This is a genomic window from Pseudomonas sp. RW10S2 (genome assembly GCF_014268985.1).
In the GTDB taxonomy this organism is placed as follows: Bacteria; Pseudomonadota; Gammaproteobacteria; order Pseudomonadales; family Pseudomonadaceae; genus Aquipseudomonas; species Aquipseudomonas wayambapalatensis.
Genome location: NZ_JABWRO010000051.1, coordinates 23,419 through 35,566, shown reverse-complemented (window position 1 = coordinate 35,566; position 12,148 = coordinate 23,419). Strand labels below are relative to the sequence as shown.

Sequence of the window (12,148 nt, the reverse complement as noted above, 5' to 3'; positions counted from 1 at the left end):
GGGGGGGGGGGGGGGGGGGGGGGGGGGTGCGAAAAGCGACCTGATAATTCTGCCAGTTGTGCTGCAGCCCAGACCGCTCGATCATTTCGGCATCGCTGATCGAGGCAGGGATGCCCTAATGAAGAACCGTATCCGGGCCATACAAATCGGCTTGCTTGTGCTGTTGGCAGCAGGGATTCTGGTCGCGCTGCAGGTTCGCAAGGAGCCACTGATCACCCCCGCGCCCCCCCAGCAGGCGGAGCAGCCCAGCGCCCGCCCTGGCACAGGCTGAATCGCATCAGTCGCGGCCAAACCGCAACGGGCGTGGCTGGTCTATAGTCAGATCAACTGACGAGGATCCGCCATGACCCATCCTTCCGGAACTGACGAGCGCAGGCGTTTCCAGCGCATCGACTTCGACGCCCCCACCGAACTGTGCCAAGGCGAGCAGCGCTGGCCGGTGAAACTGCTCGACCTGTCGCTCAAGGGCCTGCTGGTCGAGCGGCCGGAGCCCTGGGACGCCGACCTGACCCAGGATTTCGATGCGCTCATCCACCTCGACAAAGAGGTCAAGGTCCGCATGCAGGTGGAACTGCGCCACGAAGAACCCACTCGCCTGGGTTTCGTCTGCCTCTATATCGACGTCGATTCGATGACCCATCTGCACCGTCTTGTGGAACTGAACCTGGCCGACAGCACCGAAATGATGCGCGAGCTGCGCGAACTTATCGAAGATTGAAATCTTTTAGCCTGCTAAGAAAATGACCTACCCCTATTTCCTGCCCACCTAGACAGCTTTTCACGAGCTGCCGAGCTTTTTGTACACACCCTTCTAAACCGCCCTCCCCATATTGGAACGCTATCTGCATTGCGGTCAGGAACACCGTCATGCCGGGTCTGCGGCTGCCCAGATCAAAATATTGTATACAATTGATCTAGCAATATTCTGTCGGAGCTGTCTACAGTATCGGCACAACAATAAACAGAGAGCCTGCTCCAATGACTACGTCCACCAGCACGTCTCCTGCCAAGCGTCCCGAGGACGAAAACCTCGGGCTTGGTGCCAACCTGGCTTATGGCCTGCAGCATGTCCTGACCATGTACGGAGGGATCGTCGCCGTGCCACTGATCCTGGGTCAGGCCGCCGGCCTGGCCCCGGCGGAGATCGGCCTGCTGATTGCCGCATCGTTGTTTGCTGGCGGACTGGCCACCTTGTTGCAAACCCTCGGGCTACCCTTCTTCGGCTGCCAGTTGCCACTGGTACAGGGCGTGTCGTTCGCTGGCGTGGCCACCATGGGGGCGATTCTCGGCAGCCAGGGCGGCGGAGGCCTGCCGGCGGTGCTGGGCGCAGTCATGGCGGCATCGCTGATCGGCTTTCTGATCACTCCGGTGTTCTCGCGAATCACCAAGTTCTTCCCGCCGCTGGTCACCGGCATCGTCATCACCACCATCGGCCTGACCCTGATGCCGGTGGCCGCACGCTGGGTGATGGGCGGCAACAGCGCTTCGCCGGAGTTCGGCAGCATGGCCAACATCGGCCTGGCGGCGCTGACCTTCGCCATCGTCCTGCTGCTGAGCAAGCTGGGCAGCGCCAGCATCTCGCGCCTGTCGATCCTCCTGGCCATGGTCGCCGGCACCCTGATCGCCTGGGCACTGGGCATGGCCGATTTCAGCAAGGTCGGCGAAGGCCCGATGTTCGCCTTCCCCACGCCATTCCACTTCGGCATGCCGACGTTCCACATCGCGGCGATCCTGTCGATGTGCATCGTGATCATGGTGACCTTGGTGGAGACCTCGGCGGATATCCTCGCGGTCGGTGAGATCATCGACACCAAGGTCGACTCCAAGCGCCTGGGCGACGGCCTGCGCGCCGACATGGCGTCGAGCATCCTGGCGCCGATCTTCGGCTCCTTCACCCAGAGCGCGTTCGCTCAGAACGTCGGCCTGGTGGCCGTGACCGGTGTGAAGAGCCGCTACGTGGTCGCCACCGGCGGGGTGATCCTGGTGGTGCTCGGCCTGCTGCCGATCATGGGCCGGATCATTGCCGCAGTACCCACCCCGGTGCTGGGCGGTGCAGGCATCGTGCTGTTCGGCACCGTGGCGGCGAGCGGCATCCGCACCCTGTCGAAGGTGAACTACAAGAACAACGTCAACCTGATCATCGTGGCCGCCTCGCTGGGCTTCGGCATGATCCCCATCGCCGCGCCGAACTTCTACCACCAGTTCCCCAGCTGGTTCGAAACCATCTTCCACTCGGGCATCAGCTCGGCGGCGATCATGGCGATCCTGCTGAACCTGATCTTCAACCACTTCACCGCCGGCAACTCGGACCAGCAGTCGGTATTCGCCGCCGGATACGAGCGCACCATCCAGTATTCGGACATCTCGGTGCTGCGCGATGGCGACTACTTCAAGGATGGCAAGCTGTTCGATGCCGATGGCAACGAAGTGCCGGTGATGGACATCGATGAACACGGCGAACAGGTGCTCAGACGCAAGGCGGTGGCGGAGCACTGACAGGATGCAAAGCCCGTAGAAGCGGTGCAGCCATCAAGCGACACCGCCTTCAACCGCGCGCCACGAAGTACCCGTTCAATACCTCCACATCCTTGGCATCCAATACCCCCGCCAAGTAGCGCAACTGCACCCAGGCCCGCAGGTACTCATGCCGGGCCTGGGCCAGATCACGCCGCGCCCCGTACAGCTGCTGCTCGGCATCGAGCACATCGAGGTTGACCCGCTCTCCCCCCTGCACGCTGCGCCGAGTCGCCTCGACCAACGCACTGGCCGCATTCACCGCCATCCCGTAGGCGCGGATCTTCGCGGTGCTGCTGGCGCACAGGTTGAACTGGCGACGCAACTGATTGAGCGTGTCGCTGACCTGCGCATCGACCTGGAACTGCAAGCCATCGCGCTCGGCCTGCGCCTGGCGCACCCGCGCCGACACACCACCACCGGCAAACAACGGCACGCTCAGTTGGATGCCGACGCTGTCGGTGTCGTAGCGCTGGTTGTAGGTACTCTCCGAGCTCGAACTGGAAATCCCCTTGCTGACGTAGGCACTCAGGCTCGGCAGGTGCCCGGCACGTTGACGCTCCACCCCTTGGGCTGCGACGTCCAGCGCATGCCGCTGGCTGGCCAGCTCGGCGTTGTGCGCCAAGGCCAGGTCGCGCCAGGGCTCGAAACGCGCTGGCACCAGCGGCTGCACCGAGCGCGACGGCAACATCGGCGCGAGGTCTTCGGCGCCGACCGCCTCACCGGTGATCGCCTGCAAGCTGCGCAAGGCCGCGTCGAGATTGTCACCCGCCTCGATCTCCTGAGCCTGGGCCAATTCGTAGCGGGCGCGCGTCTCCAGCACATCGGTGCGGGTGCCTTCGCCATTCCTGAGCAAGCGCTCATTGAGCTGCAGTTGCTCGGCAAAAGTACGCCGCTGGGCCTGGGCCAGGGCGATCTGCTCGTCGGCGAACAGCGCTTCGCTGTAGGCGGAGAACACCCTCACCATCAGTTCCTGGCTGCGACCGCGCAGGCGCTCGTTGGCCATCGCGGCCTGGGCCACGCCACGGCGATAGTCGCTCCACACTGCGTAGTCGAACAACGGCTGCTGCAGAGTCAGGGTCGAGGTGTAGCTGCGGTAGTCACGCTGGCTGGTCACATCGCCGAACTGGCTGCGCTGGGTCACCTCCGAGTCGTTGCGCGCACGGTTGTAGCGATAGGAGAGATTCGGCAACAGCCCGGCGCGGCCGATGGCGAGGTTCTCGACGCCCGCATCGCGCTCGGCGATGGCCGCGTGCAAGGTCGGATCATTACGCAGGGCCAGGGCGTAGGCATCGCTCAAGTCCAGGGCATGCGCTGGCAAAACCAGGCCCAACAACAGGATGGGCAACAACAGGCGCATCGGCTCACTCCTCGCTCAGGGCGATGTGCACCCGGTCGGCCAACGGCTTGAACAGGTAGCTGAGCAGCGATCGCTCACCACTGCGCACGAAAGCTTCCACCGGCATACCGGGGCGGATATCCAGGCCAGCCAGTTGCCGCGCTCCCTCGTCACTGACCTTGATGCGCACCTGGTAGTAAGGCTGCTGGGTCTTTTCATCGAGCAGGCGGTCGGCCGAGACCAGGCTCACCTCCCCCGCCACCCGTGGCGTGGTGCTCTGGTTGAAGGCAACGAAAAGCAACTCCACCGGCAGGCCCGGTCGCAAGCGATCGACCAGCTCCACTGGCGCCCGAGCATCGACCAGCAACGGCGCATCGCGGGGGACGATTTCCATCAGCTGTTGACCGCGCGCGATCACCCCACCGTTGGTGAACACACTCAGCCCCACCACAGTGCCGGCGACCGGCGCGCGCACCTGGGTGTGGGCCAGGTCGAACTCGGCGCTGCGCAGGCGATTGCCCAGGTCCTCGGCGCTGGCCTGGGACTCGCTCAACTGCTGGCGTACCTCGTTCTGGAATTCCTGGCGACGCTGGCTGGCACGCAGCTTCAACTCCTGTACCTGGCGCCGGGTGCGGCCGATGTTGCCGAGGTCTTCGGCAATCGAGCCATTGACCTGCGCCAGCAGGCGCTCGCTGTCGAGCAGGCGGTTACGCGGGATGTAGCCGTCACGGGCCAGCTCGCGCAGGCCGCGCAACTGCTCGTCGAGCGCCTCGCGCTGGGCCTGCTTGCTGCTCATCGAACCTTGCAGGCCGCCGAGCGACGCTTCGGCACCGGCGATGCTTTCGTTCAAGCCCGCCAGTTCCAGGCTCAGCGCCTGGGCCCGGCTGGTGCGCAGTTGTCTTTGCGTTTCCAGCGCAGTCGCCACCCAGGGGGTGGCGGCTTCGGCGAGCAGATCGGCCGGAAAGGTCACGCTCTGCGCCGAATCGCGCTCAGCCAACAGCCGCGACTCCATGGCCCGCGCATTCACGTACTGCACCCGCAACGAACCCTGCTGGGCCTGGGCTTGGGTCGGGTCGAGGCTGAGCAGCACCTGGCCTGCCTGCACCTGATCGCCGTCGCGCACCGAAAGCTGACCAATCACCCCGCCCGTGGGGTGCTGCACCGCCTGCCGACTGCCGGCCACCACCACGTTGCCACTGACCGGCACGCCCTTGTCCAGCGGCGCCAGCGCCGCCCACAACAGGAAGCCGCCAAAGCCCGCCAGCACCAGCCAGCGTCCGGCCTTCACCGGGCCGCGGGCGTCGTCACGCAGGGGGTGGATATTGCCCGTCGCAGCAGGGCCGGGCGCGGGGGGAAACAACGGGTGCACACTCATGTTCACGATCTCTGACCACCCTGGTTGAAGCTGTAAGTCACGCCGGTACGCACCGCGGCAGGTGGCGGGGCGCTGGGGGGCGCAGGCCGGGTGGCGGCCTGCAGCACCCGCGTGGTCGGGCCGAACTGCTGCATCACTCCGCCGTGCAGCACCAACAGCTTGTCCAGCCCCAGCAGCAGGCTCGACTTGTGGCTGATCATCACCAGTGTCCGGCCCCGCGCCTTGAGCTCGGCGAGCGCTGCCAGCAAGGCGCGCTCGCCAGCTTCGTCGAGGTTGGCGTTGGGTTCGTCGAGCACCACCAGCGCCGGCAGCCGGTACAGTGCCCGAGCCAGGCCGATGCGCTGACGCTGCCCACCAGACAGCCCCGCGCCGCCCTCGCCCAATTGCGTGTCATAACCCTGCGGCAGTTGCAGGATCAGCTCGTGTACCCCGGCCAACTGCGCGGCCGCGACCACTTCCGAGGCGTCCACCGCACCAAGCCGGGCGATGTTGTCAGCAATGCTGCCAGCGAACAGTTGCACGTCTTGCGGCAGGTAGCCGATGTGCGCGCCCAACGCCTCAGGCTGCCACTGCGCCAATGCAGCGCCGTCCAGGCAGACCTTGCCCGACTCCGGATTGGCAGCGCCTACCAGCAAGCGGGCCAAGGTCGATTTGCCGGAGCCGGAAGCGCCAATCAGCCCCAGCGACTCACCGGCGGCCAGCTCGAACCCGATGCCGCTCAGACAAGGACGCTGCCCACCTGGCACCCGCGCATTCAACTGCTCGACCCGCAACCGCCCCTGTGGCGCGGGCAGCGGCATCCCGCTGGGCAGAGGCGGATAACGGCGCAGCAGCAACCCCAGGCGCTCGGCACTCTGGCGCGCCGAACCCCATTGGCGCCATACACCGATCAACTGATCGATCGGCGCCAGCACCCGGGCCATGAGGATGGAGCCGGCAATCATCATCCCCGGGCTGATCAAGTGCTCCAGCGCCAGCCACGCCCCCAGCCCCAGCACCAGCGACTGCAACGCCAGGCGCACGCTCTTGGACACCGCAGTGATCGCCGCGCTGCGCTCGCTGCCCAGATTCTGCCGGGCCAGAAAGCCATGGTGCAGCAGGCTCCAGCGCTGGCGCACAGCGCCGAGCATGCCCATGGCGGCGATCGCCTCGGCATTGCCCAGGTTGCCCGAAGCCTGCTGCATCGCCTGCTGCGACAACCGCCCGGCTTCGATGAACTCGCCTTGGGTCAGGCGCTCGTTGAGCCAGGCCAGCCCGGCCAGCAGCAGCGCGCCAACCACTGCCAGCAAGCCCAGCCATGGGCTGAACAGAAAGATCACCAGCAGATACAGCGGAAACCAAGGGGCATCGAAGAACGCGAACAGCGCTTGCCCGGTGGCGAACTGGCGCAACTGGGTCAGGTCGCCCAGGGCCTGCTGGGCACTGCCCTTGTGGCCGTCGAGGCTGGCCTGGAACGCGGCGTCGAACACCCTCGGGTTGAGCTGCAGGTCCATGCGCGTACCCAGGCGAATCACCACCAGGCTGCGCAGCCACTCCAGCACACCCAGAAACGCAAACAGGCCCAGCACCATCAGGCTGAGCATCAGCAAGGTCATCTCGTTGCCCGACGACAGCACCCGGTCGTAGACCTGCAGCATGTACAGCGCCGGCGCCAGCATCAGCACGTTGGCCACGGCGGTGAACAGGGCGATGTTGCCCAGCCCGCCACGGCAGGACTTGAGGGTCTGCCACAGTTCATCGGCAGCGGCGTTGCGCGGTGTACTCATCGATGACCTCGAAGGACGAGGCGGCGCCGCCATTGACCCGGCAGCCGCCACCTCGCAGAATTTCGCAGCACCCCGGCCCGGGCCCGACAAGACATGGGCCGGGGTGCAGGCAACACGGCCAATGACAGAGCGATCTGCCATTGGCCTTTTTCATGCCCGGCCTCAGGCCGCCAGGGCCAGGTCCTCAGGCAACGCCTGAACACCCACTGCCTCGGCTGCAGCGAAGCTCGACGCCCCGCCACCGAGTGCCGCGGCGATGGCGTCGAAGGTGCTGTCGGTCGACACGCCGTAGCTGGCCAGCAGGGTGTCCAGTACGCCTTCCAGCGCCGAGGTGTTGCCCTGCATCAGGCCGTAGATCACGCTCTGTACTTCGTTGCCGGCACGGCCAGCGCCCAGCGCGGCATCCAGGTCCAGGCCGTTGAAGCTGACCACGTAGTTGCTCAGGCTGAAGTCGCTGCCACCGCCACCGCCGAGGACCTCGCCGAGGCTGACGTTGTCCAGCGAACCCCACAGGTAATGGTTCTGGTTGTCGCCCGGCGCCTTGAGCGGATCGAAGACGTAGTGCAGGCCGTTGGCGGTGTCGGAATCGGCGATGAAGGCGTAGTCCGAACCATTGGCGCCATGGGTGGCGTACTGGTCGCCATCACGGCTGCCGTTGCTGAAGCCGCCGGTGTTGCTGTAGCCGTGACCGGCGGTGACGAAACCTGCGCTCCAGAAGGCCAGGTAGTCGTCGACAGTGGCGCTGCCGAACGCTGGATCGTAGGTGACGGAAATAGTCATGACGGTTCCTCTGTGCTGCTTGGTTGAGACGAAGGCGTCTTGCCCTCGTGTTGCCCGGAGTGGGCGAACCCAGGTGTTTCAGAATCGGTATTCGAGCATGCCGCTCAAGGTCCGGCCGCGGGCCAGGGACAGGTTGTTGACGTCGCCCATGGCCACGAAATAGGCCTCGTCGGTGGCGTTCTCCAACGACAGCGCCAGGTTCAGGCTGGGGGTCATCCAATAGCTGGCGTACAGGTCATAGACTTTGTATTTGGGCCACATGGCCTGGTCGATCTGGCTGTAGCCGTGGGTGTCGAGGTTCTTGCCGTTGCCTTCGCTGTAGCGCAGGCGCATGCCGACATCCAGGGTCTTGTCGAGAAAGCGCATGCCCAGGGTCAGCGAGCCGCGGTCGGCCGGCATGTAGGACGCGTTGCCCATGATGTCGCCGCAGCTGACGCGGTTGTTTTCCGTGGCATTGGCCTCGGCCCGCGAGACCCGTACCGGCAGCATGATGATGCGGCTGCCGACCCGCACCGGGCGCAGCACGGTTCCGGCGCTGACCAGCTGTTGGGCGCCGCCCAGGTAGAACTGGTTGGAGCAGAAGTCGTTGCTGCCGATCATGTGGGTGTAGCTGAGCTGGCCGTAGTAGTCACCGGCGTCATAGTCGAGGCTGTATTCCAGACCACGAAACTGCGTGGTCTCGAGGTTGTTCTGGTACACCGAGCGGCCCAGGGCGATGCCCGATACGCTGGAGCCGGGCAGGCTGGCGTTGGTGTCGAGAAACGAAAAGTTGTCGATGCGCGTATCGAAGTAGGCGATCTTGGCTGCGAAGCGGTCGCCACTGCGCAGCAGCGACTCCTTGAAGATGTTCAGCCCCAACTCCCAGTTGTGCGACTCCTCGGCCTTGAGGAAGGGGTTCGGGTAGACCATCTCGTTACCACCGCCATGCGGGCGGCCGCTCATGTACGCCTCGGTCACCGCCGGCGGACGCCAGCCACGGCCCCAGCGGGTGTAGACCTGCAGCCAGTCCAGGCCCGGTTTCACGGCGACGCCGAAGGTCGGCGAGAAACGGCCTTCTTCGCGGTCTTCCTCGAACAACAGGTCGGTGCGTTGACGGCGCAGGTTGGTCTCGGTGACGCCCTCGGGGTACATCCAGGTGGTGACCCCGGTCTTGCCGGTCAGGCGATAGCGGTCATAGCGCAGGCCGGCATCGACCACCAGCCAGTCGTCATGCTCGTAGCTGAGGTTGCCGAACAGGCTGGCCATGACCCGCTTGCCCTTGGGGTTGGCGCCCTGCACGTAGGGCAGCGACTCGGTTTCGTTGACCGCGGCGATGCGGTTGGTGCTGGGGCGGAAGGTGTCCTGGAACGCCTCGCTGCCGTAGTTGAAGGTCAGGCTGTCGGCCTGGAACAGGTGCCAGCGCGAGGTGTTCTGCAGTTGCAGACCCCAGGTGTCGGTCTGGTAGCGGTCGGTGTAGTCCTCGACGCGGTTGCCGCTGTTCTCGGACGAAGCGTTGTTGGCGTTCCAGCGATCCTGGCGGGTGGTGACGTAGTAGAGCTTGGCCTTGAAGTCGATCAGCTCGTTGGGGTTGAAGCTGTAGTCCAGGGCCGCGTTCCTGGCGTTGATGTCGTTGGTGCCGGTGACGCGGTAGTAGTAGTCATGGCTGCCGGAATCCTTGACGGTCCAGGCGTCCTTGCTGTCGGTGTCGGTCTCGAAGTAGCTGAACTGCAGGCGTTGCTCGTCGGGCAGGTTCAGGCCGAGCTTGAAGATCTGCGAGCGGGTCACGCTGTCCATCCCGCCGACCTCGCCGTTGAGCCAGCTCTTCCAGGCCTGGCGGTCTTCGAGCTTGCCGCGCATCTGGGTGCCGAGGTTGCCGGCGTTTTGCGTGCCGCTGCGGTAATCGCCGAAATGCCGCTCACTGTGGCCGACCAGGATGTCGCCGACTTCATTGCCCACGGCGAACAGCGCGCTGCCATTGAAGTAGGTGCCGTTGCCCAGCGCGCCGATGCCATGCCCGGCGCGCAGGCGACCGCCGACCTCCTTGCCCGGCGCGAGCAAGTCGCGGGCATCGATGGTGCCGAAGCTGGCGATCCCGCCGATCACCCCGGCGCCGCCCATGCCAGCGGAGGTGCCTTTGTCGATCTCGACGTTCTGCACGAACTCGGGGTCGATGAACATCACGCCGTTGCGCTGCTGATGGCCATTGACGCTGAAGTTCTGGCGCATGCCATCGATGTTCATGTTGACCCGGCCGTAGTCCTGCACGCCGCGGATGTTCACCGACAGCCCGGGGTCGCGCTGGTTGACCGCGGTGTACACGCCGGCGGTCTGCTCGAGCATGTCGGCGGCGTGGCGCGGAGGGCGCTGGTCGATCTGCTTGCGGGTGACGACGCTGACCGAGCGCGGGGTCATGTAGACCCAGTCGCCGTCACGGGTGGACTCGACATGGGTCGCACCCAATTCCAGCGCCTGGTCGCCCGATTCCACCCGCTCCAGCCCCACCTGGCCAGCTGCGCTGAAGCGATAGCGTACCGGCGTGCCTTGCAGCAGTTGGCGCAGGCCATCTTCGGCGGCGTGCGCGCCCTGCAGGCCTGCACTGTTCAGCCCGGCCAGCTTGCGGCTGTCGAAGAACACCTGCACACCCGACTGTTCGGCGTAGGCCAGCACGGCGCTGTCGAGCGCCTGGGCCGGGATGTCGAACTGGATCAGTTGGCGGCTGGCGGCGTTGGCCGCTGGCGCGGCGTGGGACATGCCGATCCCCATCGGCAAGGCACAGGCGCCCAGGACCAGGCTGCTGGCCAGGGCGAGGCGACCGAAAGGTCGAAGGGTCTGTTGTCGTGGCGTGGTCACTGCGAAGGCTCGTCTGTTGTTGGCGTTTTCTAGTAATGAAAATCAATCTCAACAATCAGACGCGCAGGGGTGGAAAAGTCAGTAAGGGAAAATGAAAAAAGATTTTGCGAGGGGGTTGGAAGGGGCTGAGATCACCGGCATCGCCGGGGTCAGAAACCGCGGTGTCCTTTTCGCGGGCAAGCCCGCTCCCACAGGAGCTGGGCTGGTTTAAGACTTTGAACAAGACAGTGGCAGGTACAGCGCTGACTCTGGGCTAAACGCTGTACCTGTAGGAGCGGGCTTGCCCGCGAACACCGGCAAATCCGGTGCCATATCCACTGATGTATCTGTGGGAGCGGGCTCGTCCCGCGATCACCGGCATAGCCGGTGCCATCCCCCAGCCACCCAGGAGCGTTCACCCCTGCCAAACGCAGGCTTACACAAAAGCAGATTCTCGAAACACGCCCGATTGGGCCATCGTACCCTTGGCAACGCTTCCCTGCTGACCCCTCCCAACAACAATAAAAGGTGACACCGATGTTGAAGCTGACCCAGGCGCTGTTTTGCGCCGCCGCCGTGTCCATGGCCGGGCTCGCCCAGGCTGCCGATCCTGTGATCATCAAGTTCGCCCACGTGGTGGCCGACAGCACGCCCAAGGGCCAGGGCGCGCTGATGTTCCAGAAACTGGTCGAGGCCGACCCGCAGCTCAAGGGCAAGGTCAAGGTCGAGGTCTACCCCAACTCCTCGCTGTTCGGCGACGGCAAGGAGATGGAAGCCCTGCTGCTGGGTGACGTGCAGATGCTCGCGCCTTCGCTGGCCAAGTTCGAGCACTACAACAAGCAGGTGCAACTGTTCGACCTGCCGTTCCTGTTCAACGACCTCGCTGCCGTCGACCGCTTCCAGCAAGGCCCGCAGGGCAAGGCGCTGCTGACCTCGATGGAAGACAAGGGCATCCGTGGCCTGGCCTACTGGCACAACGGCCTCAAGCAACTGTCGGCGAACAAGAAGGTGATCCTGCCCAAGGATGCCCGCGGCCTGAAGTTCCGCGTGCAGGCCTCCAGCGTGCTCGAAGAGCAGTTCAAGGCCATTCGCGCCAACCCGCGCAAGATGAGCTTCGCCGAGGTCTACCAAGGCCTGCAGACCGGCACTGTCAACGGCACCGAGAACACCTGGTCGAACTACGAGAGCCAGAAGGTCAACGAAGTCCAGCCGTTCTTCACCGAGACCAACCACGGCCTGATCGACTACATGGTGATCACCAACGCCAAGTTCTGGAACAGCCTGCCTGAAGATGTGCGCAGCGAGCTGCAGACGATCATGGACAAGGTCACCGTCGAGGTGAACAAGCAGGCCGAAGAGCTCAACCAGGCCTCGCGCCAGAAGATCATCGACGCCAAGACCAGCGAGATCGACCAGCTGACGCCCGAGCAGCGCGCCCAGTGGCGTGAAGCCATGCGCCCGGTGTGGGACAAGTTCTCCGACCAGATCGGCGCCGACCTGATCAAGGCTGCCGACGACGCCAACAAGCCGTCCTGATCGCTTCCATCGCCCATGGCCACCTGCAGC

At 64.9% G+C, this 12,148-nt stretch carries 8 protein-coding genes; 3 read left to right on the top strand and 5 right to left on the bottom strand.

Features of this window, described 5'->3' with window-relative positions:
* Positions 1-343 precede the first annotated feature (343 nt).
* The gene (locus HU729_RS13175) at positions 344-718 is read left to right on the top strand and encodes a PilZ domain-containing protein (RefSeq protein WP_186710400.1); all 375 of its coding nucleotides are present in this window, start codon (positions 344-346) and stop codon (positions 716-718) included.
* Between the two features lie 260 nt (positions 719-978).
* Positions 979-2,496, top strand: coding sequence for a nucleobase:cation symporter-2 family protein (locus tag HU729_RS13170; RefSeq protein ID WP_186668378.1), 1,518 nt, complete (start codon positions 979-981; stop codon positions 2,494-2,496).
* A gap of 49 nt (positions 2,497-2,545) precedes the next feature.
* Here HU729_RS13170 and HU729_RS13165 read toward each other — a convergent pair whose 3' ends face one another.
* The 5 genes from HU729_RS13165 to HU729_RS13145 all read right to left on the bottom strand — a co-directional run bounded on the left by HU729_RS13165 (position 2,546) and on the right by HU729_RS13145 (position 10,516).
* A complete protein-coding gene (locus HU729_RS13165; protein ID WP_186710389.1) occupies positions 2,546-3,874 on the bottom strand; it encodes a TolC family outer membrane protein in 1,329 nt (442 codons plus the stop codon).
* Between the two features lie 4 nt (positions 3,875-3,878).
* On the bottom strand, positions 3,879-5,228 hold the full coding sequence (locus tag HU729_RS13160; protein ID WP_186710388.1) for an HlyD family type I secretion periplasmic adaptor subunit: 1,350 nt from the start codon (positions 5,226-5,228) through the stop codon (positions 3,879-3,881).
* A gap of 2 nt (positions 5,229-5,230) precedes the next feature.
* On the bottom strand, positions 5,231-6,994 hold the full coding sequence (locus tag HU729_RS13155; RefSeq protein ID WP_186710386.1) for a type I secretion system permease/ATPase: 1,764 nt from the start codon (positions 6,992-6,994) through the stop codon (positions 5,231-5,233).
* Positions 6,995-7,156: 162 nt separating this feature from the next.
* Complete coding sequence (locus HU729_RS13150) at positions 7,157-7,774, bottom strand: heme acquisition protein HasA (RefSeq protein ID WP_186710384.1); 618 nt, start codon at positions 7,772-7,774, stop codon at positions 7,157-7,159.
* Positions 7,775-7,852: 78 nt separating this feature from the next.
* A complete protein-coding gene (locus tag HU729_RS13145) occupies positions 7,853-10,516 on the bottom strand; it encodes a TonB-dependent receptor (protein ID WP_186710409.1) in 2,664 nt (887 codons plus the stop codon).
* Positions 10,517-11,119: 603 nt separating this feature from the next.
* On the opposite strand from HU729_RS13145, the gene HU729_RS13140 reads away from it, so the two are divergent.
* Complete coding sequence (locus HU729_RS13140) at positions 11,120-12,118, top strand: TRAP transporter substrate-binding protein (protein ID WP_186670432.1); 999 nt, start codon at positions 11,120-11,122, stop codon at positions 12,116-12,118.
* Positions 12,119-12,148 lie beyond the last annotated feature (30 nt).

What these genes read in the sequence shown, in the direction of transcription:
- HU729_RS13175 (WP_186710400.1), top strand. Translation starts at nt 344, where the DNA reads ATGACCCATCCTTCCGGAACTGACGAGCGCAGGCGTTTCCAGCGCATC.
- HU729_RS13170 (WP_186668378.1), top strand. Translation starts at nt 979, where the DNA reads ATGACTACGTCCACCAGCACGTCTCCTGCCAAGCGTCCCGAGGACGAA.
- HU729_RS13165 (WP_186710389.1), bottom strand. Translation starts at nt 3,874, where the DNA reads ATGCGCCTGTTGTTGCCCATCCTGTTGTTGGGCCTGGTTTTGCCAGCG.
- HU729_RS13160 (WP_186710388.1), bottom strand. Translation starts at nt 5,228, where the DNA reads ATGAGTGTGCACCCGTTGTTTCCCCCCGCGCCCGGCCCTGCTGCGACG.
- HU729_RS13155 (WP_186710386.1), bottom strand. Translation starts at nt 6,994, where the DNA reads ATGAGTACACCGCGCAACGCCGCTGCCGATGAACTGTGGCAGACCCTC.
- HU729_RS13150 (WP_186710384.1), bottom strand. Translation starts at nt 7,774, where the DNA reads ATGACTATTTCCGTCACCTACGATCCAGCGTTCGGCAGCGCCACTGTC.
- HU729_RS13145 (WP_186710409.1), bottom strand. Translation starts at nt 10,516, where the DNA reads ATGGGGATCGGCATGTCCCACGCCGCGCCAGCGGCCAACGCCGCCAGC.
- HU729_RS13140 (WP_186670432.1), top strand. Translation starts at nt 11,120, where the DNA reads ATGTTGAAGCTGACCCAGGCGCTGTTTTGCGCCGCCGCCGTGTCCATG.